17 protein-coding genes, 1 tRNA gene and 1 pseudogene are annotated in these 21554 nt (G+C 70.7%); 12 read left to right on the top strand and 7 right to left on the bottom strand.

Going from position 1 to position 21554, the window contains the following annotated elements; genetic code table 11:
• The first annotated feature begins 43 nt into the window (after positions 1–43).
• Genes OHA58_RS05340 through OHA58_RS05305 form a run of 8 tightly spaced genes read left to right on the top strand, consistent with a single transcriptional unit; the run spans position 44 to position 8293 of the window.
• Positions 44–1171, top strand: coding sequence for an inositol-3-phosphate synthase (locus OHA58_RS05340; RefSeq protein WP_405476922.1), 1128 nt, complete (start codon positions 44–46; stop codon positions 1169–1171).
• Positions 1168–2172 (top strand): SCO3242 family prenyltransferase, encoded by a 1005-nt coding sequence (locus OHA58_RS05335; RefSeq protein ID WP_405476920.1) that lies wholly within the window; start codon positions 1168–1170, stop codon positions 2170–2172. Before OHA58_RS05340 ends, OHA58_RS05335 begins: the two co-directional genes overlap by 4 nt.
• Complete coding sequence (locus OHA58_RS05330; protein WP_405476918.1) at positions 2169–3020, top strand: sugar phosphate isomerase/epimerase family protein; 852 nt, start codon at positions 2169–2171, stop codon at positions 3018–3020. The genes OHA58_RS05335 and OHA58_RS05330 overlap by 4 nt, the downstream gene beginning before the upstream one ends.
• Positions 3017–3664 (top strand): EboA domain-containing protein, encoded by a 648-nt coding sequence (locus tag OHA58_RS05325; RefSeq protein WP_405476916.1) that lies wholly within the window; start codon positions 3017–3019, stop codon positions 3662–3664. The genes OHA58_RS05330 and OHA58_RS05325 overlap by 4 nt, the downstream gene beginning before the upstream one ends.
• Positions 3664–4512: a TatD family hydrolase gene (locus OHA58_RS05320; protein ID WP_384671119.1), complete on the top strand. Its 849-nt coding sequence runs from the start codon at positions 3664–3666 to the stop codon at positions 4510–4512. The genes OHA58_RS05325 and OHA58_RS05320 overlap by 1 nt, the downstream gene beginning before the upstream one ends.
• 3 nt (positions 4513–4515) lie before the next feature.
• Positions 4516–5685, top strand: a complete 1170-nt coding sequence (gene eboE / locus OHA58_RS05315; protein WP_405476914.1) for a metabolite traffic protein EboE — start codon at positions 4516–4518, stop codon at positions 5683–5685.
• Positions 5682–7106: a nucleotide pyrophosphatase/phosphodiesterase family protein gene (locus tag OHA58_RS05310; RefSeq protein WP_405476912.1), complete on the top strand. Its 1425-nt coding sequence runs from the start codon at positions 5682–5684 to the stop codon at positions 7104–7106. Before eboE ends, OHA58_RS05310 begins: the two co-directional genes overlap by 4 nt.
• A 26-nt stretch (positions 7107–7132) precedes the next feature.
• Entirely contained in the window at positions 7133–8293 is a 1161-nt protein-coding gene (locus OHA58_RS05305; protein ID WP_405476910.1) for a sugar phosphate isomerase/epimerase family protein, read from the top strand.
• Between the two features lie 63 nt (positions 8294–8356).
• Here the strand turns inward: OHA58_RS05305 and OHA58_RS05300 are convergent, their stop codons facing one another.
• From OHA58_RS05300 to OHA58_RS05280, 5 genes are all read right to left on the bottom strand, one after another.
• A complete protein-coding gene (locus tag OHA58_RS05300) occupies positions 8357–9745 on the bottom strand; it encodes an OFA family MFS transporter (protein WP_405476908.1) in 1389 nt (462 codons plus the stop codon).
• A gap of 1 nt (position 9746) precedes the next feature.
• On the bottom strand, positions 9747–11138 hold the full coding sequence (locus tag OHA58_RS05295; RefSeq protein WP_405476906.1) for an OFA family MFS transporter: 1392 nt from the start codon (positions 11136–11138) through the stop codon (positions 9747–9749).
• A gap of 319 nt (positions 11139–11457) precedes the next feature.
• Positions 11458–13599 (bottom strand): acetate--CoA ligase family protein, encoded by a 2142-nt coding sequence (locus OHA58_RS05290; RefSeq protein ID WP_405476904.1) that lies wholly within the window; start codon positions 13597–13599, stop codon positions 11458–11460.
• 3 nt (positions 13600–13602) lie between these two features.
• Complete coding sequence (gene frc / locus OHA58_RS05285) at positions 13603–14844, bottom strand: formyl-CoA transferase (protein WP_405476902.1); 1242 nt, start codon at positions 14842–14844, stop codon at positions 13603–13605.
• A 12-nt stretch (positions 14845–14856) separates the two neighbouring features.
• Entirely contained in the window at positions 14857–16539 is a 1683-nt protein-coding gene (locus OHA58_RS05280; RefSeq protein WP_405476900.1) for a thiamine pyrophosphate-binding protein, read from the bottom strand.
• 179 nt (positions 16540–16718) lie between these two features.
• On the opposite strand from OHA58_RS05280, the gene sucC reads away from it, so the two are divergent.
• The 3 genes from sucC (at position 16719) to OHA58_RS05265 (ending at position 20485) form a co-directional block, all read left to right on the top strand.
• Positions 16719–17849 (top strand): ADP-forming succinate--CoA ligase subunit beta, encoded by a 1131-nt coding sequence (gene sucC / locus OHA58_RS05275; protein WP_405476898.1) that lies wholly within the window; start codon positions 16719–16721, stop codon positions 17847–17849.
• A gap of 43 nt (positions 17850–17892) precedes the next feature.
• A complete protein-coding gene (gene sucD / locus OHA58_RS05270; protein ID WP_405476897.1) occupies positions 17893–18771 on the top strand; it encodes a succinate--CoA ligase subunit alpha in 879 nt (292 codons plus the stop codon).
• A gap of 109 nt (positions 18772–18880) precedes the next feature.
• Positions 18881–20485 (top strand): aldehyde dehydrogenase family protein, encoded by a 1605-nt coding sequence (locus OHA58_RS05265; RefSeq protein WP_405476895.1) that lies wholly within the window; start codon positions 18881–18883, stop codon positions 20483–20485.
• A 64-nt stretch (positions 20486–20549) separates the two neighbouring features.
• On the opposite strand, the pseudogene OHA58_RS05260 reads toward OHA58_RS05265, so the two are convergent.
• Together OHA58_RS05260 and OHA58_RS05255 are read right to left on the bottom strand one after the other, a co-directional pair.
• A pseudogene (locus OHA58_RS05260) lies at positions 20550–20828 on the bottom strand (DUF2254 domain-containing protein); the annotation flags it as partial.
• Positions 20829–20831: 3 nt separating this feature from the next.
• Positions 20832–21122 (bottom strand): hypothetical protein, encoded by a 291-nt coding sequence (locus OHA58_RS05255; RefSeq protein ID WP_405476893.1) that lies wholly within the window; start codon positions 21120–21122, stop codon positions 20832–20834.
• Positions 21123–21264: 142 nt separating this feature from the next.
• On the opposite strand from OHA58_RS05255, the gene OHA58_RS05250 reads away from it, so the two are divergent.
• Positions 21265–21352 (top strand) — tRNA-Leu (locus tag OHA58_RS05250).
• The last annotated feature ends 202 nt before the right edge of the window (positions 21353–21554 follow it).

Raw genomic sequence — 21554 nt, 5'->3', positions numbered from 1 at the left:
CGCTCCTCCGGCTCCAGGTTCGCGTACGACAAGGAGGCTGCCCATGTCCGCCGAACCCACTTCCCCCGCCCCCCGCTCTCCTCGTTACGGGGTCTGGCTCATCGGGGCCCGCGGCTCCGTCGCCACCACCGCGGTCGCGGGCTGCGCCGCCGTCGCCGCGGGGCTGCATCCCCCGACCGGCATGGCCACCGAGACCGAACCCTTCGCCGACGCCGGCCTGCCAACGTTGTCGTCCCTCGTCTTCGGCGGCCACGACACCGTCGACTGCCCCCTGCCCAAACGCGCCGAACACCTCGCCGCCGGAGGCGTCCTGCCGCACGGTCTGCCGGCCGCGGTCGGCGCCGAACTCGCCGCCGCCGACCGGGAGATACGCCCGGGAGGCCCCCAGCCGGGGGACTCCCGCTCCGACGACGAACTCATCGCCGGCTTCGCCGCCGACATCCGTGACTTCGCCGACCGCGGCGGCCTCGCCGGCGCCGTCGTCGTGAACGTGGCGTCCACGGAACCCGCCCCCGACAGCAGCCGGCTGCCCGCCAGCTCCCTGTACGCGGCGGCCGCCCTGCGCGCGGGCTGCCCGTACGTCAACTTCACCCCCTCCACCGGCCTGCACCACCCCTTGCTCGCCGATCTCGCCGCCACCAGCGGCCTGCCCTACGCAGGGCGCGACGGCAAGACCGGCCAGACCCTCCTGCGGTCCGTGCTCGCGCCGATGTTCCTCCAGCGCTCCCTGTCTGTGCGGGCCTGGTCCGGCACGAACCTCCTCGGCGGCGGTGACGGCGCCGCGCTCGCCGACCCCGGCGCCGCCGCGGCGAAGAACGCCGGCAAGGAGCGCGTCCTCGCCGACGCGCTCGGGGCCGCGCCCGAGGGCGAGGTCCACATCGACGACGTGCCCGCGCTCGGCGACTGGAAGACGGCCTGGGACCACATCGCCTTCGACGGGTTCCTCGGCTCCCGTATGATCCTCCAGACGATCTGGCAGGGCTGCGACTCCGCGCTCGCCGCCCCCCTCGTCCTCGACCTGGCCCGCCTCCTCCTGCGCGCCCACGAAAAGGGCATCGAGGGACCCCTGCCCGAACTCGGCTTCTACTTCAAGGACCCCGACGGCGACGCGTCCCCCGCGCTCGCCGAGCAGTACGCGACACTGGTCGGTTTCGCGGGACGCCTGCGGTGACCGGCCGCGCGCAGCACCTGCGGGCCTGGGCCGAACTCCTGCGCCTGCCCGCCCTGTTCACAGTCCCCGGCGACGCGCTCGCGGGCGCCTCCGCGGTGGGCCTGCGCCCCGGCCGAGGCACCTTCCTCGCCATCGGGTCGTCCCTGTGCCTCTACGAGGCGGGCATGGCCCTCAACGACTGGGCGGACCGCGCCGAGGACGCCGTGGACCGCCCGCACCGCCCGCTGCCGTCAGGGCGAATCCGCCCCGCAGCGGCCCTCGCGGCAGCGGGCGCCTTCACGGCGGGAGGTCTGGCCCTGGCGCACCGGGCGGGCCGCCCGGCCACCGCCCTGGCCACCGCACTGGCGGCGACGGTCTGGGCGTACGACCTGGGTCTGAAGCACACACCGGCGGGACCGGTGGCGATGGCGGCGGCGCGGGGCTTGGACGTACTCCTGGGGGCAGCAGCCACACACGCCCCACCTCGCTGTGGGCAGGCGTCCCGCAAGGCGATGGGGGTCCCCCCTGCTCGAGCGCAGTCGAGAGCTTGGGGGAGGGTGGGCACAGCCCCATTCGCCGGGCAACAGGCACACGGCCTAAGCAATGCCCTCCCCACGGCAACAACAATCGCCGCCCACACCCTCGCCGTCACCACGGTCTCCCGCAACGAAACCCAGGGCGGCAGCCCCACGGCCCCGCTGGGCGCCCTCGCAACAACCATCGCCCTGACCCACAAACTCCCGACAGGCCGGCGGGTAGCAGCCGCCCCCGGCCTGTCGGGCTCCACCCTCACCACCCTCGCGGCAGGCGCCTACGTCGCGGCAACGGCCCGCCCCTATTTCCACGCCGCCCTGAACCCCTCCCCACCCCTCACGCAACGCGCCGTCGGCGCGGGAATCCGCGCCCTGATCCCCCTCCAGGCGGCCCTGGCCGCCAGAAACGGCGCCCCGGCAACCGCCCTGATCACCGCCGCCCTGGCCCCGCTGGCAAAGCGCATCGCACCGAAGGTGAGCGTCACATGACCATCCGCTGGGGATACGGCACCAACGGCCTGACCGACCTCCGCCTGGAGGACGCCCTCGCGGTCCTCGCCGACCTGGGCTACGACGGCGTCGGCCTCACCCTCGACCACATGCACCTGGACCCCCTGGTCCCCGACCTGCCCACCCGCACCCGGCAGGTGGCCCGCGTCCTCGACCGGCACGGCCTGAGCGTCACCGTCGAGACGGGCGCCCGTTACGTCCTCGACCCGCGCCGCAAGCACGGCCCCTCGCTCCTCGACCCCGACCCGGACGCGAGGGCCGCCCGCACCAGGCTGCTCATCAGGGCCGTGCAGGTCGCCACCGACCTCGGCGCCCACGCCGTGCACTGCTTCAGCGGCATCACCCCGGACGGCACGGACGACGGCACCGCGTGGAAGCGGCTCGCCGACGCGCTCGCCCCCGTCCTCGACGCGGCCTCCGCCGCCGGCGTCCCGCTCGCCATCGAGCCCGAGCCCGGCCACCTCCTGGCCACACTCGCCGACTTCCACTACCTCCGCGAGGAGTTCGGCGGCCCCGAAGCGCTCGGCCTCACCCTGGACATCGGCCACTGCCAGTGCCTGGAGCCGCTGCCGCCCGCCGACTGCGTGCGCGAGGCCGCTCCCTGGCTGAAGCACGTACAGATCGACGACATGCGACGGGGCGTCCACGAACACCTCCCGTTCGGCGACGGCGAGATCGACTTCCCGCCGGTACTCGAAGCCCTCGAAGCCACCGGCTATCAGGGACTGACGGTCGTGGAACTGCCCCGCCACTCCCACGCGGGACCCCAACTCGCCGAGGAATCCCTGCGGTTCCTGCGCGCCGCCGCGGAAGGAGGCACCCCATGACCGGCACACCTCCCGGCATCGCGGCCCTCCGCGCCCGCACCGACGCCTCCCTCGGCGAGACGGCCCGCACGTGGCTCGACAAGGCCACGGCGGAGGCCGCCGCAGATGACGGAGGCATGCAACAGGCGTACCCCACCTGGGAGTTGAGGTTCGCCGAAGCCGGGCGCCGCTGTGGATCCGAGTACGCCGACAGCGCCCGCATCGTCCTCCTGCACGCGGCCCGCGCCGACACCGCCACCCTCACCCGCCTCTACGAACAGGGCGCCGCCGCCGAACGCCGCGCCGTCCTCGCAGCCCTGCCCCACCTCGTCGCAGGGCCCGAAGCGCTGCCCCTCGTCGAGGACGCGCTGCGCACGAACGACACCCGGCTCGTCGCCGCCGCCGTCGGGCCCTACGCCGCCGAGCACCTCACCGCGCACCACTGGCGGCACGCCGTCCTGAAGTGCCTCTTCACCGGCGTGCCGGTGTCCGCCGTCGCCGAGCTCGCCGAACGCGCCCGCGGCGACGCCGAACTCGCCCGCATGCTCGGCGACTACGCGAACGAGCGCACCGCCGCGGGCCGCCCCGTCCCCGACGACCTGCACCGCGTACTGGCCCTGACCCCCCTGGTCGTGCCCCCTCCCCACAAGGCCGAGGAGTCCTGATGCGCATCTTCGACCCGCACATCCACATGACGTCGCGCACCACCGACGACTACGAGGCCATGTACGCGGCGGGCGTACGGGCGATCGTCGAGCCGTCCTTCTGGCTCGGCCAGCCCCGCACCTCGCCCGCCTCGTTCTTCGACTACTTCGACGCGCTCCTCGGCTGGGAGCCCTTCCGCGCCGCGCAGTACGGGATCGCCCACCACTGCACGCTCGCCCTCAACCCCAAGGAGGCGAACGACCCACGCTGCGCACCCGTCCTCGACGCGCTGCCCCGCTACCTCGTCAAGGACAACGTCGTCGCCGTCGGCGAGATCGGCTACGACTCGATGACCCCCGCCGAGGACACCGCGCTCGCCGCCCAGCTCCAGCTCGCCGCCGACCACGAACTCCCCGCGCTCGTGCACACCCCGCACCGCGACAAGCTCGCCGGACTGCGCCGCACCCTGGACGTCGTACGCGAGTCGGCCCTGCCGCTCGACCGGGTCCTCATCGACCACCTCAACGAGACCACGGTCAAGGAGGCCAAGGACGCGGGCTGCTGGCTCGGGTTCTCCGTCTACCCCGACACCAAGATGGACGAGGAGCGGATGGTCGCGATCCTCACCGAGTACGGGCCGGAGCAGGTACTTGTCAACTCGGCCGCCGACTGGGGTAAGAGCGATCCCCTCAAGACCCGCAAGGTCGCCGACGCGATGCTGAAGGCCGGCTTCACCGAGGACGACGTCGACCGCGTCCTGTGGCGCAACCCCGTCGCGTTCTACGGCCTCAGCGGCCGGCTCGACCTCGACGTCGCGGGGACCGACGCCACTCACGAGGGCAACTCCATCCTGCGCGGCGGGGCGTGAGCGATGCGCTTCCGCCACCCCGACGGGTCCACCGTCCACCTCGCGTACTGCACGAACGTCCATCCCGCCGAGACCCTCGACGGCGTGCTGGCCCAGCTGCGCGACCACTGCGAACCCGTCCGCAAGCGCCTCGGCCGCGACCGGCTCGGCATCGGCCTGTGGCTCGCCAAGGACGCCGCGCGCGCCCTCACCACCGACCCCGTCGCCCTGCGCGGCCTGCGCACCGAACTCGACCGGCGCGGCCTCGAAGTCGTCACCCTCAACGGCTTCCCGTACGAGGGGTTCGGCGCCGAAGAGGTCAAGTACCGCGTGTACAAGCCCGACTGGGCCGACCCGGAGCGCCTCGCGCACACCGCCGACCTGGCCCGCCTCCTCGCCGCGCTGCTCCCCTCCGACGTCACCGAGGGCACCATCTCCACGCTGCCCCTCGCATGGCGCACCGCCATCGACGCGGCCCGCCGGGACGTCGCGTACGCCGCGCTCACCACCCTCGTCGAGCGGCTCGACGCCCTGGAGGAGCTGACCGGCCGCTCCATCCGCATCGGCCTCGAACCCGAGCCGGGCTGCACCGTCGAGACGACCGGCGACGCGATCGTCCCGCTCACGGCCGTGGCCCGCGACCGCATCGGCGTCTGCGTCGACACCTGCCACCTCGCCACCTCCTTCGAGGACCCGGCCACCGCACTCGACGCGCTCGCCGCCGCAGGGATCCCCGTCGTCAAGTCCCAGCTCTCCGCGGCCCTGCACGCCGAGCACCCCGAAAGGGCCGAGGTCCGGGAGGCGCTCGCCGCGTTCGACGAACCCCGCTTCCTGCACCAGACCCGCACCCTCACCCCCGAAGGGCTGCGCGGCACCGACGACCTCGGCGAGGCGCTCGCCGGCGGCGCGCTCCCCGACACCGCGCCCTGGCGCGCCCACTTCCACGTACCGCTGCACGCGGCGCCCGCGGCCCCCCTCACCTCCACGCTCCCGGTGCTCAAGGAGACGCTCACGCGTCTGGTCGGCGGCGCGCATCCGCTCACCCGGCACCTGGAGGTCGAGACGTACACCTGGCAGGCGCTCCCGCCCGAGCTGCGCCCCCGCGCCCGCACCCAGCTCGCCGACGGCATCGCCGCCGAACTCACCCTGGCCCGCGACCTCCTGACGGACCTCGGCCTGAAGGAACTCCCATGACAACTGCCCGTACCGACACCACAGTCGACCGGCCGGACGTGAGCCCGAACCCGCTGCTCGTCCTGGACGTCGTGGGCCTCACCCCGCGCCTCCTCGACCACATGCCCCACCTCAAGTCGCTCGGCCGGACGGGTTCCCAGGCCCACCTCGGCACGGTCCTGCCCGCCGTCACCTGCGCCGCCCAGTCGACGTTCCTCACCGGCACCATGCCGTCCGAGCACGGCATCGTCGCCAACGGCTGGTACTTCCGCGAGCTGGGCGACGTACTCCTGTGGCGTCAGCACAACGGACTCGTCGCCGGCGACAAGCTCTGGGATGCGGCCCGCCGCAGCCACCCCGGCTACACGGTCGCCAACATCTGCTGGTGGTACGCCATGGGCGCCGACACCGACATCACCGTCACACCCCGTCCCGTCTACTACGCCGACGGCCGCAAGGAACCCGACTGCTACACCAGGCCGCCGGCCCTGCACGACGAACTCACCGAGAAACTCGGCACGTTCCCCCTCTTCCACTTCTGGGGCCCGGGCGCCGACCTCGTCTCCAGCCGGTGGATCGTCGACGCGACCCGCCACATCATCGCCACCCGCCATCCCGACCTGGCGCTGGCCTACGTCCCCCACCTCGACTACGACCTCCAGCGCTTCGGCCCCGACGACCCGCGCTCGCACCGGGCAGCGGCCGAACTCGACGCCACCCTCGCGCCACTCCTCGACGACGCGAAGGCCGAGGGCCGCACCGTCGTCGCCCTCTCCGAGTACGGCATCACCCGCGTCGAGCGGCCCGTCGACATCAACCGCGCCCTGCGCCGCGCCGGACTCCTCGAAGTGCACACGCAGGACGGCATGGAGTACCTCGACCCGATGACGTCGCGGGCGTTCGCGGTCGCCGACCACCAGATCGCGCACATCTACGTGCGCCGCCCGGAGGACCTCGACATGGTCCGCGAGGCGCTGAAGGACGTGCCCGGCATCGAGCAACTCCTCGACGACGAGGGCAAGAAGGCCCACCACCTCGACCACCCGCGCTCCGGGGAACTCGTCGCCATCGCCGAGCCCGACGCCTGGTTCACGTACTACTACTGGCTCGACGACGACCGCGCGCCCGACTTCGCGCAGCTCGTCGAGATCCACCGCAAGCCCGGCTACGACCCCGTCGAGCTGTTCATGGACCCCCAGGACCCCTACGTCAAGGTGAAGGCCGCCGGCGCCCTGGCCCGCAAGAAGCTCGGCATGCGCTACCGCATGGCGGTCGTGCCCCTCGATCCCTCACCCATCCGCGGCAGCCACGGCCGCCTCCCCTTGAGCGACGACAGCCCCGACGGTCCGCTCATCCTGTGTTCCACCCCCCGCGCCGTCACCGGCCGTGTCGCGGCCACCGACGTGAAATCGCTGTTGCTCGACCTGGCCGGTCTCGCATGAGGCCACCTTTGAGAAAGAGAGACACCGTGACCGCGTTCAACGACGAATCCGGAACCGGCGACGCCCTGCGCCGCACCCTCGGCGTCAGCCGCCGCCGCTTCCTGAGCACCTGCACCGCCGCAGCGACCGCCGCCGTCGCCGCCCCCGTCTTCGGCGCCGCGCCCGCCTTCGCCGAGACCGCGCCCACCGCCACAGGCGCCGGCGGTGGCGGCGGCCTCGCCCTCGTCCCGTCGGGCAAGCGCGGCATCATCCTCTACACCGTGCGCGACGCCACGGGCAGAGACCCGCTCTCCTCGAACCTGCCGTCCGGGTTCCGGGAGGTCTTCAAGGAGCTGGCCCGTTACGGCTACAAGCAGGTCGAGTTCGCCGGCTACGGCCAGCACGCCAACGCGCCCGGCGGCGCCAACCTCGAATCCGTCGAGGGCGCCAAGCTGCTGCGGTCCTGGCTCGACGAGTACGGCCTGCGCGCGCAGGGCAACCACGGCTTCATCCCGGGGTCGTGGCCGCTCAGCCAGCCCGACCTCGATACGTTCAAGAAGCACCTGGAGATAGCCAACATCCTCGGCATGGACCACATGGGCACCGGTGGCGACCCCACCGGCAGCGCCTACCGGTCCGACTGGGACACCGCCGCCGACAAGTGGAACGCGCTCGGCAAGATCGCCCACAGCGCGGGACTCAAGCTGTACACGCACAACCACGACGCGGCGTACGGCTTCCTGCTCGACGGCGGGCCCCTCGACGCGCAGGGCAAGCCGACCCGCAGCTCCGGCATCCGCAAGCTGGAGTACTTCCTCGAGGTGACCGACCCGAAGACGGTCTGGCTGGAGATGGACATCTTCTGGGCGCACGTCGCCCAGTACAAGTTCCACACCTACACCGCCCACGACGGCTCGCAGCAGGAGAACGTCTTCGACCCGGCGGCGCTCGTACGCAGCAACAACAAGCGCTACCCGCTGTTCCACGCCAAGGACGGCACCACCAACACCACGAACGGCATGGGCTACGACATGGTGCCGTTCGGCGAGGGCGTCATCGACTACCGGACGTTCTTCTCCCGCGTCGGCGCGAAGAACTACCACAACCCGATGGTCGAGCAGGACAACGCGCCCAGCTCCACGGACCTCGGGCAGTCCCTGAAGTACGCGCGGATCGGCTACGACAACCTGGCCGCCCTGCGCAAGTAGTACACAGAGGGCGGCCCTCCCCGTGACACTCGCGGGGAGGGCCGCCCTCTGTACGGACGGGTCTCAGGCGACAGCCTGTGGTGCCGGCGCCCCCTTCGTCCGCCCCGGCTGACGCAGCAGCAGCGCGATCACGGCCGCCACCATGGACACGCCGCCGGCCAGCGCGTACGCGCCGTCGTAGCCCCAGGCGGCGACCACCATCGAGCCGAGCCCGCCGCCGAACAGGCCGCTGACCAGCTTTCCGCTGTACACGAGGCCGTAGTTGGTGGCGTTGTAGTTCTCACCGAAGTAGTCCGGGGTCAGCGCCGCGAACATCGGGTAGAACGCGCCGCCGCCGAACCCGGAGAGGAACGCGAAGACCAGGAACAGCCATTCGCTGTGCATCCTGCCCGCCCAGATCACCCCGAACTGGGCGAGCCCCAGGACGACGATCACGAACACCAGGGTCAGCTTGCGGCCCCAGATGTCGGACAGCCAGCCCACCACCGCGCGGCCGACGCCGTTGATGACGGCCATGAGACCCATCGACGTCGCGGCGACCAGCGGACCGAAGCCCACCTCCTTCGCGAAGTCGACCTGGAACGAGATGCCGAAGATCGACACACCCGCGGTCATCACGATCGTGACCCACATCAGCGGGAGCATGCCCGTCCTGATGGCCTCCTTGGGCGTGTACTGCTTCACCGCGGGAGGATTCTTGGCCAGGCTCACCGCGTTCTTCTCGTCGCCCGCGAAGGACAGCGGGTCGATGTCGGAGGGCCACCAGTTCTTCGGCGGGTCCTTGAAGAAGAACGCGCACGACAGGACCACGATCAGGATGTAGCAGCCGATGAGGTCGAGGACCCGCGTGTAATTCGCTGTGTCGAAGGCGTAGTTGAAGATGAAGATGAACGGCAGCGAGCCGTAGGCGAATCCGCCGTTCACGAATCCGGTCCGCGCCCCGCGCCGCTCGGGGAACCACTTGCCGACCATGTTGATGCACGTGGCGTAGACGAGTCCGGAGCCGACGCCGCCGATGACGCCGAACCCGATGATGGCGAGCAGGACGTTGTGCAGATGCGAGAGGGCGAGAAATCCGACCAGACACATCGCGGAACCGGCGTACATGGCCCTGCGCGCGGTCAGGATTCCCTTCTCCCGCAGCCAGCCCGCGGGGAACGCGATGCCCGCCTGGAAGAACACCCAGACGCTCAGGATCCAGAAGGTGTTGCTCTGCGTCCAGCCATGGGCGTGGGACAGGGTGTCCTCCGCCGAGCCGAAGGCGTACTCGAAGACGCTGATGGCCATCATGGCGATCCACGGCAGGTACACCATGAATTTCCGTGAGTGGCCGAGGATGTCCCGGTCGGTCTCCCCGACCCGGTAGACGCGGCCGTGTCCGTCGGTGACCTCGCGGTACCGGCGGCCCGCGGTGTCCGGCGTCTGTCCTGCGGCGATCGGCTCCGCCGTCATATCAAGCCATCTCCTCACCGAGCGGTTGCGGGTTGGGAACGATGCGGCGCTGGTGCTTGGGCCGTCCCGGTGCCTTCAGGAACAGCGCGAGCACCGCGGAGGCCAGTCCGATGGAGCCCGCGATGACGAAGGCGCCCTCGTAGTCCCACGCGTGGACCACGACGCCGCCCACTCCGGAGCCCACGAGCCCCGATATCAGCTTCGAGCTGTAGACCATTCCGTAGTTGGAGGCGTTGTTGTTCTCACCGAAGTAGTCCGCCGTCATCGCCGCGAAGAGCGGGAAGATCGCTCCCCCGCCGAATCCGGAGACCATGGAGCAGAACAGGAAGAACGGCATGCTGCCCATCGACCCGGAGACAAGGACGCCGAACTGGGCGGAGCCGAGGACGAGGCAGACGATGATGAGTGTGTTGCGGCGGCCGAAACGGTCGGAGATCCAGCCGATGACTCCGCGGCCCGTTCCGTTGACGATCGCCTTCAGCGACATCGCCGTGGCGACGATCCCGCCGGCGAATCCCATGTCCTTTCCGAACGGCACCTGGAAGGCGATGCCGAAGATATTGATTCCCGCGGTGCAGAGCAGACAGAACCACATCATCCACAGGACGGGCGTACGGGCGGCCTCCTTGGGGGTGTACTGCTTGACGGCCGGCGGGTTCTTCGCCAGAGCCCGGCGGATCTTCGGGTCGTCCGACACCTTCAGCGGGTCCACGTGCGAGGGCCACCAGCCCTTCGGCGGATCCTTGAAGAACCAGCCCGCGAACGCGACGACGGCGCAGCAGATGAGGCCGACCATCACCAGGACGCCCTCGTAGTTGCCGACGTCCATGTACGAGGTGAACAGGAACACGAAGGGCACCGAGCCATAGGCGAAACCGCCGTTGACCATGCCGGTCTTGCCGCCCTTGCGCTCCGGATACCACTTGCCGACCATGTTCACGCAGGTCGCGTAGACGAGGCCGGCGCCGATGCCGCTGAACATGCCGAACCCGATGTACGCGACGATCACGTGCGGCGCGTACGCGAGCGAGAGATAGCCGAGGATCGTGCCGAGAGCGCCGAGGAACATGGCGTAGCGCGCCGGCAGTCTGCCACTCTCGCGCAGCTGCCCGGCCGGGAAGGCGACGGCGGCCTGGAAGAACACCCAGACACCCATCAGCCAGAAGATGTGCCCGCTGTTCCACAGATGGGCCTCGTGCAGTGTGTCCTCGGCGGAGGTGAAGGCGTACTCGGACGAGCTGATGCCGAGCATGCCCATCCATGGGAAGAGCACCATGGTCCAGCGTGGTCGCCCCATGATGTCCCGATCGGTCTCACCGATGCGGTACAGGCGGCCGTTGCGGTCCGTCACCTCCCTGTAGGGGACGGAGGTTGATAGATCGGTTGCGGTCATGACGGTCGCACCCCTTGCGTCGAAAGATCTGGCCAGCGCCCCCTGTCCAAATTCCTTTCGCGTGCGCATGGGTCCCGGGGCCGGCCTGCGCGCACCGCCGGCCGGCCCCCAGTCCGGTCACCTCATGAACCGCCCCCCAACAGCCCCGCCGCACGGGCCCACCGGGCGGTGTTTCGCCCGGGGGGCAACCCCCGGACCCCTGGCCGGTTCGTGGGCTGGTCCGGGCATCACAACAGCCCCGCCGCACGGGCCCACCGGGCGGTGTTTCGCCCGGGGGCAACCCCCGGACCCCCGGCCGGTTCGTCGGCTGGTCCGGGCATCACAACAGCCCCGCCGCACGGGCCCACCGGTACTTCGCACCGAGTGCGGCCACCGGCTTCTCCGTCGTGTACGGGTACGCGACGACGCCCCGCTCGTAGAGGTACTGGCAGGCCTCCTCGACCTCGACGTCGCCCGCGAGCGACGCCACCACGGGCTTCTCGATGCCCCGTGCGCGGAACTCCTCGACCACCCGCGCCGTCAGCTCCGCGAAGACCATCGGCGGGGTGACGATCGTGTGCCAGTAGCCGAGGACGAGGGAGTGGATGCGCGGGTCCTCAAGGCCGAGCCTGATGGTCGCCTCGTACGTCGACGGCGGCTCACCGCCCGTGATGTCGATCGGGTTGCCCGCGGCGCCGAAGGGCGGGATGAACGCCTTGAAGGCGGCGTCGAGATCCTCGGGGATCTCCATCAGGGTCAGGCCGTTGTCGACGATGGCGTCCGAGAGCAGCACACCCGAGCCGCCCGCGCCGGTGATGATGACGACGTTGTCGCCCTTGGGCGTCGGCAGCACGGGAAGCGCCCGCGCGTACTCGAGCATCTCGTTGAGCCCCGGCGCCCTGATGACGCCGGCCTGCCTGAGGATGTCGTCGTACACCGCGTCGTCGCCCGCGAGGGCTCCCGTGTGCGAACCGGCGGCCTTCGCGCCGGCGCTGGTGCGCCCCGCCTTGAGGACCACGACGGGCTTCTTCGGCACCGTCGCCCGCGCGGCCTCCACGAAGGCCCGCCCGTCCTTCAGGTCCTCCAGGTGCATGGCGATGCACTGAGTGTTGGGGTCCTCGCCGAACCACGTGAGCAGGTCGTCCTCGTCCAGGTCCGACTTGTTGCCGAGCCCGACTATCGCGGAGACACCGGTCTTCGTCGTGCGCGCGAAGCCGAGGATCGCCATGCCGATGCCCCCGGACTGCGAGGTCAGCGCCACCCCGCCCTTCACGTCGTACGGCGTGCAGAACGTGGCGCACAGGTCCTGCCACGTCGAGTAGTAGCCGTAGATGTTCGGCCCGAGCAGGCGTACCCCGTACCGCTCGCCGATCGCCACGATCTCGTCCTGGAGGGCCTGTTCGCCGGTCTCCGCGAACCCGGAGGGGATCAGGACCGCGTTCGGGATCCCCTTGCGTCCCACCTCTTCGAGGGCCGAGGCCACGAACTTGGCGGGGATCGCGAAGACCGCCACATCCACCTCACCCGGGACGTCCGTGACACTCTTGTACGCCTTGCGGCCCAGGATGTCATCGGCCTTGGGGTTCACCGGATGGATCTCCCCGGAGAAACCCCCGTCGATGAGGTTGCGCATGACCGAATTGCCGATCTTGCCCTGCTCGTTGGACGCGCCGATCACCGCGACCGAGCGCGGCTGCATCAGCCGGCGCATCGACCTGAGGATCTCCTCGCGCGAGTACGTGCGCCGCTGCTTCGGCGCCCCGTCGGCGAGGATCACCCGGATGTCGGCGGCGACCGCACCCTCCGGCGTCGCGATCACCGGGTTGAGGTCGACCTCGGCGATCTCCGGGAAGTCGGTGACCAGTTGGGACACCCGGCGGATCTGCTCGGCCAGCGCCCACCGGTCGACCGGCTGCGCACCGCGCACCCCGCGCAGCACCTCGGCCGCCCGGATCGAGTCCAGCATCGACACGGCCTCGTCCGCGCCGACCGGCGCGAGCCGGAACGTCACGTCCTTGAGTACCTCGACCAGCACACCGCCGAGCCCGAACGCGACGACCTTCCCGAACGTCGGATCGGTGACGGCCCCGACGATGACCTCCTGCGAGGAGGGCCCGGTCGGCAGCAGTTCCTGCACCTGGACGCCCTCGATCCGGGCGTCCGGCGCGTAGGCCCGCGCGTTCTTCACGATCGTGCAGAACGCGGCCCGTACGTCGGCGGCGCCCTCCACGCCCACGATCACGCCGCCCGCGTCCGTCTTGTGCAGGATGTCGGGGGAGACGATCTTCATCACGACGGGTCGGCCGAAGCGCGCCGCGTACGCGACCGCCTCGTCCACGTCCCTCGCCAGCTCCTCGCCGGGCACGGAGATCCCGTACGCGTCGGCGATCACCTTGCCCTCGGGGGCGGTGAGAGCGCTGCGGCCCTCCGCGCGCACGGATGCGAGCAGCGCCCGTACCGTGAGGTCACGGTCCTCGGCCATCAATCAGATCACTCCGTTCGACTTGAGCAGGCGCAGTTCCTCGTCCCCGAGCCCCAGTTCCCCGACGAACACCTCGGCGTTGTGCTCGCCGAGCAGGGGTGAACTGACCACTTCCACAGGGGAGTCGGAGAGCTTGAGGGGGGAGCCGACGGTGGTGAACGTGCCGCGCTCCGGGTGGGCCACCTCGACGACCATCTCGTTCGCGACGAGCGACTCGTCCTCGATGATCTCCTTGGTGGACAGGATCGGCCCGCACGGGATGTTGTGCGCGTTGAGCCGCTCGAGCACCTCCCACTTGGGCAGGGTCGAGGACCACTCCTCGATGAGCTGGAACATCTTGTTGAGCTTGGGCAGGCGCGCCTCTGGCGTCGCCCACTCGGGGTCCTCAGCCAGCTCGGGCCGCCCGATCAGCTCGCTCAGCGGCTGCCAGCCGACGGGCTGCACGATGACGTACACGTAGTCGTTCGGGCCGCCCGGCGCGCACTTGACCGCCCAGCCTGGCTGCCCACCGCCGGACGCGTTGCCCGAGCGCGGCACCTCGTCCGCCTCGGCGGTGTCCTGGGAGTTCGGGTACTCGGCCAACGAGCCGTGGGTGAGGCGCTGTTGGTCGCGCAGCTTGACCCGGCACAGATTGAGCACCGCGTGCTGCATGGCGACGTTCACGCGCTGGCCGCGCCCGGTGTTCTCGCGCTGGAACAGCGCCGCGAGGATGCCGGCGACGGCGTGGATGCCGGTGCCGGAGTCGCCGATCTGCGCGCCGGTGGCCAGCGGCGGGCCGTCCTCGAAGCCGGTGGTCGCCATCGAGCCGCCCATGGCCTGCGCCACGACCTCGTATGCCTTGAAGTTGGTGTACGGGCCGTCGCCGAAGCCCTTGATGGAGGCGTAGACGATGCGCGGGTTGATCTCCTGGATGCGCTCCCAGGTGAAGCCCATACGGTCGACGGCGCCCGGGCCGAAGTTCTCGACCATGACGTCGGAGCGCCGGATCAGCTCGGTGAGGAGTTCCTTGCCGCGTTCCGTCTTCGTGTTGAGGGTGATGCTCCGCTTGTTGCAGTTGAGCATCGTGAAGTAGAGCGAGTCGACGTCCGGCAGGTCACGCAGCTGCTTGCGCGTGATGTCCCCGGTCGGCGCCTCCAGCTTCACCACGTCCGCGCCGAGCCAGGCGAGGAGCTGGGTCGCGGAGGGCCCGGACTGCACATGGGTCATGTCGAGGACACGGACGCCCTCAAGAGCCTTGGTGGTCATGGCAGGGGCTCCTCACTTGTACATGGTCTGGTTCATGGTTCCGGGGGCGTACGCGTCCGGGTCGACCCACACGTTGATCAGCGAGGGCTTCCCGGACTCGCGGGCCCGCCGGAGCGCGGGCGCGATGTCGGCGGGGTCGCGGACCTCTTCGCCGTAACCCCCCAGCATCTGCGCGAACTTGTCGTAGTGGACGTCGCCGAGCGTGTTGCCGACGCGCTCGCGCTCGTCGCCGTACTTGGCCTTCTGGCCGTAACGGATCTGGTTCATCGACGAGTTGTTGCCGACGATCCCGACGAAGGGCAGGTTGTAGCGGACGAGGGTCTCGAAGTCCCAGCCCGTCAGCGAGAACGCCCCGTCGCCGAAGAGCGCGACGACCTCCTTGTCGGGCCGCGCCTGCTTGGCGGCGAGGACGAACGGGATGCCGACGCCGAGGGTGCCCAGCGGCCCCGGGTCCATCCAGTGGCCCGGCGACTTGGGCTGCACGACCTGCCCGGAGAAGGTGACGATGTCGCCGCCGTCGCCGATGTAGATCGAGTCCTCGGTGAGGAAGTCGTTGATCTCGCTGACCAGGCGGTACGGGTGGATCGGCGAGGCGTCGGAGCGCAGGCTCGGCAGGCGCTTGTCGATGGCGGTCTGCTCGGCGGCCCGCAGCTCGTCGAGCCACTCCTTGCGCTTGGCCCCGCCGCCGTTGAGGCGCCCGGACGCGGCCTCGGTGACGGACTTCAGGACGAGGCCCGCGTCGCCGACGATGCCGAGGTCGATGTCCCGGTTCTTGCCGACGGTGCGGTAGTCGAGGTCGATCTGCACGACGGTCGCGTCGGGGGAGAGGCGTTTGCCGTAGCCCATGCGGAAGTCGAAGGGCGTGCCGACGATGATGATGAGGTCGGCGTTGGAGAAGGCGTAGCGGCGCGAGAGCTGGAAGTGGTGCGGGTCGCCGGGCGGCAGGGTGCCGCGGCCCGCCCCGTTCATGTAGGCGGGCACGTTGAGGGCGCGTACGAGTTCGATGGCGTCCTTGGTGGCACGGGTCGTCCACACCTGGCTGCCGAGCAGGATCGCCGGCTTCTCGGCGTGCACGAGGAGGTCGGCGAGCTTCTCGATCGCCTCGGGGTCACCGGCCGAGCGGGTCGAGGCCCGGTACTGCCCGGCCCGGGGCACGCGGGCCTTGTCCACCGGCACCTTGGCGTCGAGGACATCGCGCGGGATCTCCAGGAAGGACGGGCCGGGGGCGCCGTGGTAGCACTCGCGGAACGCCATCGACACCATGTCGGCGGCGCGCGCGGTGTCCGGCACGGTCGCGGCGAACTTGGTGATGGGCGTCATCATGTCGACGTGCGGCAGGTCCTGGAGCGAGCCCATCTTGTGCTGGGTGTGCGCGCCCTGGCCGCCGATGAGGAGCATGGGTGACTCCGCGCGGAACGCGTTCGCGACGCCGGTGACGGCGTCGGTGGTGCCCGGGCCCGCGGTGACGACGGCGCAGCCGGGCTTGCCGGTGATGCGCGCGTACCCGTCCGCCGCGTGGGCGGCGACCTGCTCGTGACGGACGTCGACGACTTCAATGCCTTCGTCGACGCAGCCGTCGTAGATGTCGATGATGTGACCGCCGCACAGGGTGTAGATGACCTCCACACCTTCTGCCTTGAGCGCCTTGGCGACCAGATGACCACCGGAGATGAGTTCCTGGCTGTCGTCGGGCATGGCGAAGTCCTGTCCCTTCGTAGGGGAGTCGTGCGCTGTCGCAGTACATTGCATACAGTCGACGAATACTGTATGAAGCTTGTTATCCCGCATCCGGTGGGTGGTGTCCAGGGGGCGTGCGGCACTTTTCCGGGGGACTGGGGGTCGCTCCCCAGACAGACACAGTGGCAGGAGCCGAGATGGACCTGTACGAGCACCAGGCAAGGGAACTCTTCGAAGAACACGGCATCGTGGTGCCGAAAGCCGAGGTCACCCAGTCACCCAAGGAGGCCCGCGAGATCGCGCGCAGGCTGGGCGGCCGCGTCGTCGTCAAGGCGCAGGTGAAGACCGGGGGCCGCGGCAAGGCGGGCGGCGTCAAACTCGCCGCCGACCCGGCCGCCGCCGAGCTGACGGCACGCCAGATCCTCGGCATGGACATCAAGGGCCACACCGTCGGCAAGGTGATGCTGGCCCAACCGGTCGACATAGAGAGCGAGTTCTACGTCTCCTACGTCCTCGACCGAGCGGCCGGACGCTTCCTCGCCATCGCCTCCGCGGAGGGCGGCATGGACATCGAGGAGGTCGCGGCCACCCGGCCCGAGGCCGTCGCCCGTATTCCGGTCGACCCGGCCGAGGGCGTCACCGCGGCGAAGGCCGCACAGATCGCACAGGCGGCAGGGCTGCCCGCGCAGACCGTGGACGCTCTGGTCCGCCTCTGGTCCGTCCTCACCCGCGAGGACGCCGTACTCGTCGAGGTGAACCCCCTCGTGCGCACGAGCGGCGGCCAGATCCTGGCCCTCGACGGCAAGGTCACCCTCGACGACAACGCCCGCTTCCGCCAGGAGCGTTGGGGCACCCAGGAGTCCCCCCACGACGACGCCCTCGAAGCGGCCGCCGCGGCCAAGGGCCTCAACTACGTCAAGCTCGACGGCGAGGTCGGCATCATCGGAAACGGCGCCGGACTCGTCATGTCGACCCTCGACGTGGTCGCGGGCTGCGGCGCCCGTCCCGCCAACTTCCTCGACATCGGCGGCGGCGCCTCCGCGCAGATCATGGCCGACGGCCTCTCCGTCATCCTCTCCGACCCGGCGGTGAAGTCCGTCTTCGTGAACGTCTTCGGCGGCATCACCGCCTGCGACGCCGTCGCCGACGGCATCGTCCAGGCCCTGGAGTCCGTCCGGCTGACCAAACCACTCGTCGTCCGCCTCGACGGGAACAGTGCCGTGGAGGGCCGCGCCATCCTCGACGGCCGCGCCCACCCCCTCGTCGAACAGGCCACCACCATGGACGGCGCCGCGCGCCGGGCCGCCGAACTCGCCAACGCGCACTGAGGAGCCGGGACATGGCGATCCACCTGACCAAGGAGAGCGGGACATGGCGATCTATCTGACCAAGGAGAGCAAGGTCCTCGTCCAGGGCATGACCGGCGCCGAGGGCATGAAGCACACCCGCCGCATGCTCGCCGCGGGCACGAACGTCGTGGGCGGCGTCAATCCGCGCAAGGCGGGCCGGAGCGTCGACTTCGATGACCGTGCTGTCCCCGTGTTCGGCTCGGTGGCCGAGGGTATCGCGGCCACCGGCGCCGACGTCACCGTCGTCTTCGTGCCGCCCGTCTTCGCCAAGGCCGCCGTCACGGAGGCCGCCGACGCGGGCATCCCCCTCGCCGTCGTCATCACGGAGGGCATCCCCGTCCACGACGCCGTGACCTTCCACGCGTACGCCGCCGCGAAGGGCACCCGCATCATCGGCCCCAACTGCCCCGGCCTGATCACCCCCGGCCAGTCCAACGCCGGCATCATCCCCGCCGACATCACCAAGGCGGGCCGCATCGGCCTCGTCTCCAAGTCCGGCACCCTCACCTACCAACTCATGTACGAACTGCGCGACATCGGCTTCTCCACCTGCGTCGGCATCGGCGGCGACCCCGTCATCGGCACGACGCACATCGACTGCCTCGCCGCGTTCCAGGACGACCCGGACACCGACCTGATCGTCCTCATCGGGGAGATCGGCGGCGACGCGGAGGAGCGCGCCGCGGCCTACGTACGCGACCACGTCACCAAGCCGGTCGTCGCCTACATCGCCGGGTTCACCGCCCCCGAGGGCAAGACCATGGGGCACGCGGGCGCGATCGTCTCGGGCTCCTCCGGCACGGCGCAGGCCAAGAAGGAGGCCCTGGAAGCGGCCGGGGTCCGCGTCGGCTCCACCCCGACGGAGACGGCCCGCCTGGTACTCGACCTCTTGGCGGACTGACGCGTACGGCGGGAGTGGGGAGCGAGCCCACCGGGCAACCTCCCCACTCCACCCCACACCAGCCATGCACCCCCCGCCCCGACTGTGCACCGTGAGCGGAGAACCCGAAATGGCAAACAACCCAGGCAATCCCACTGACCGCACCCCCGGCCCCGACGCCACCGGCCCGGACACTCCCGTGGCGACCACCCTCAAGGCCGGCACCTCCTGGCACGACGCCTGGCAGCGCTGCCTCGCCGTCGCCCCCGAGGCATTCCGCGACGACCGCGTACTCAACCTGTGGAACGGCACCTGGCAGGCCGACGGCCGCGCACTGCCCGCCAGTACCCCCGTCGACGGCAGCCCCATCGCCGGACCGCCCCGCCTCGACGCCGCCACCGCCCACCGGGCGGTGCGCGCCTCCCTCGACCAGCACCGCGCCTGGCGGCACGTCCCGCTCGACGAGCGCCGCGCCCGCGTCGGCGCCACCCTCGACGCCCTCACCCAGCACCGCGAACTCCTCGCGCTCCTCCTCGTCTGGGAGATCGGCAAGCCCTGGCGCCTCGCCCAGGCCGACGTCGACCGCGCCATCGACGGGGTGCGCTGGTACGTCGACGGCATCGAGCCCATGGTCGAGGGCCGAGCCCCGCTCGACGGCCCCGTCTCGAACATCGCCAGCTGGAACTATCCGATGAGCGTCCTCGTGCACGCGGTCCTGGTCCAGGCACTCGCCGGCAACGCGGTCATCGCCAAGGCCCCCACCGACGGCGGCGTCGCCTGCCTCACCCTGGCCTGCGCGCTCGCCGCCCGCGAGGGCATCCCCGTCACCCTCGTCAGCGGCAGCGGGGGCGAACTCTCCGAAGCGCTGGTGCGGGCCCCCGAGATCGGCTGCGTCTCGTTCGTCGGCGGCCGCGACACTGGCGCCGCCGTCGCCACGGCCGTCGCCGACCTCGGCAAGCGCCACATCCTCGAACAGGAGGGCCTCAACACCTGGGGCATCTGGAACTACTCCGACTGGGACAAGCTCGCGGCGGTGATCCCCAAGCTCTTCGACTACGGCAAGCAGCGCTGCACCGCGTACCCGCGCTTCGTCGTCCAGCGCAGCCTCTTCGACGACTTCCTCGCCGCGTACCTCCCGGCCGTACGCACGCTGCGCATCGGCCACCCCCTGGCAGTGGCGAACCCCCAAGACCCCTACCCCCAGCTCGACTTCGGCCCACTCGTCAACGCGGCCAAGGCGAAGGAACTCGCCGACCAGGTCGCGGAGGCCATCGACCGCGGCGCCGTGCCGCTGCACCGCGGCGCCCCGGACCCCGCCCGCTTCCTGCCCGGCCAGGACACGAGCGCGTACGTCCACCCGGTCACGCTCCTGAGCCCACCCCGCTCCTCCCCCCTCCACCACGCCGAACCGTTCGGCCCCGTCGACACGATCGTCCTGGTCGACACCGAGGCGGAGCTGCTCGCCGCGATGAACGCCTCCAACGGCGCGCTGGTCGCCACCCTCTCCACGGACGACGACTCGACGTACGACCGCCTCGCCCCACAGATCCGCGCCTTCAAAACAGGCCGGGACAAGCCGCGCTCGCGCGGCGACCGGGACGAGCTGTTCGGCGGGTTCGGCGCGTCCTGGCGCGGCGCGTTCGTCGGTGGCGAACTCCTCGTACGGGCCGTCACCCAGGGCCCCGACGGCGAGCGTCTCCCGGGCAACTTCCCGGACTACCACCTGATGCCGTAGGCCTCACCGCACCACCGAGCGGCACACCACGGTCCACCGCCACGGCGGGTGGTGTGCCGCTCCCTCACCCGATGCCCTGCCCGTCAGGCCGGAGCGTGAAGTCACGGTCGGCGGCGTCCGGCACGGTCCGCTCCACGGCCAGCGTCAGCAGCTCCCGGTGCCGCAGCAGCGGCCCGCGCCGCTCCTCGGGCGCGAGCAGCAGCAGATCGTCGAGCCCGGCCGGCATGTGCCGCGACACCTGGGGACTGCCGACCGCGCACCCCCGGATCTCGGCGAACCCCAGATCGACGAGCTCCTCCCACCCAGGCACCGGCTGCACGAGCCGCACCACGCCGCTCCGGTCCGCCTAGACACCGATGAAGGTCATCATCGCGGCGCTGATGGTGCTCACGACGGTCTGCGCGTCGTCGGCGATGCTCTGGAGCTCGGCGATGCTGTCGTACGCACCGTCATGGCGCAGCGCGTCGACGATGGCGGTGTCCAGCTCGTTGGCCAGCGCCCACACGACGACGATCCCGACCATGGCCCCGGTCGGCGCGAACCAGAACGTGTCCCGAAGATGCTCCCGCAGCGGCGACAGGGCTCGCGGCCGCCGCACCCGTCGATAGGTCGTCCCGGTGACGGACTGACTACTCATGGTGAGACTGTAGGCGGCCCCGCTCCCGACCTCCCGCAGGTGCCGCCGAAGGGACGGAAACGCAGGTGAAAGGCACTCCGAGGCTTTGGTATTGTTATCCATGTCGCCGCGGGGAACACCCCGGCCGGGCGACAGACACCTAGTCCGGGTGGCGGAATGGCAGACGCGCTAGCTTGAGGTGCTAGTGCCCTTTATCGGGCGTGGGGGTTCAAGTCCCCCCTCGGACACCAGTGAGAGTGCCGGTCGAGATCTTCTCGACCGGCACTTCGCGTTTGCGCCCTTGGGGACCACGCGGGCCGCGGCGCCGGCATCCCGATCACAGCGAGTGACGGGCGCTTACCGGGAAAGGCTCACTGGCCGTCGGCCGTGTCAGCGGGGGAGCCCGCCCGGTTGGCACCTCATTTTCTAAACATTCTCAGCCCGCACGAGCAC

Origin of the sequence: Streptomyces sp. NBC_00009, assembly GCF_045040855.1 — a bacterium.
GTDB lineage: Bacteria > Actinomycetota > Actinomycetes > Streptomycetales > Streptomycetaceae > Streptomyces > Streptomyces aureus.
Note: the sequence above shows the minus strand (reverse complement) of the source record. Positions and strands in the feature narration are given on the sequence as shown.

Coding starts and splice junctions, on each gene's coding strand:
- OHA58_RS05340 (WP_405476922.1), top strand. CDS start 44: ATGTCCGCCGAACCCACTTCCCCCGCCCCCCGCTCTCCTCGTTACGGG.
- eboE (WP_405476914.1), top strand. CDS start 4,516: ATGCGCTTCCGCCACCCCGACGGGTCCACCGTCCACCTCGCGTACTGC.
- OHA58_RS05320 (WP_384671119.1), top strand. CDS start 3,664: ATGCGCATCTTCGACCCGCACATCCACATGACGTCGCGCACCACCGAC.
- OHA58_RS05310 (WP_405476912.1), top strand. CDS start 5,682: ATGACAACTGCCCGTACCGACACCACAGTCGACCGGCCGGACGTGAGC.
- sucD (WP_405476897.1), top strand. CDS start 17,893: ATGGCGATCTATCTGACCAAGGAGAGCAAGGTCCTCGTCCAGGGCATG.
- OHA58_RS05300 (WP_405476908.1), bottom strand. CDS start 9,745: ATGACGGCGGAGCCGATCGCCGCAGGACAGACGCCGGACACCGCGGGC.
- OHA58_RS05325 (WP_405476916.1), top strand. CDS start 3,017: ATGACCGGCACACCTCCCGGCATCGCGGCCCTCCGCGCCCGCACCGAC.
- OHA58_RS05265 (WP_405476895.1), top strand. CDS start 18,881: ATGGCAAACAACCCAGGCAATCCCACTGACCGCACCCCCGGCCCCGAC.
- OHA58_RS05330 (WP_405476918.1), top strand. CDS start 2,169: ATGACCATCCGCTGGGGATACGGCACCAACGGCCTGACCGACCTCCGC.
- frc (WP_405476902.1), bottom strand. CDS start 14,844: ATGACCACCAAGGCTCTTGAGGGCGTCCGTGTCCTCGACATGACCCAT.
- OHA58_RS05280 (WP_405476900.1), bottom strand. CDS start 16,539: ATGCCCGACGACAGCCAGGAACTCATCTCCGGTGGTCATCTGGTCGCC.
- OHA58_RS05255 (WP_405476893.1), bottom strand. CDS start 21,122: ATGAGTAGTCAGTCCGTCACCGGGACGACCTATCGACGGGTGCGGCGG.
- OHA58_RS05295 (WP_405476906.1), bottom strand. CDS start 11,138: ATGACCGCAACCGATCTATCAACCTCCGTCCCCTACAGGGAGGTGACG.
- sucC (WP_405476898.1), top strand. CDS start 16,719: ATGGACCTGTACGAGCACCAGGCAAGGGAACTCTTCGAAGAACACGGC.
- OHA58_RS05290 (WP_405476904.1), bottom strand. CDS start 13,599: ATGGCCGAGGACCGTGACCTCACGGTACGGGCGCTGCTCGCATCCGTG.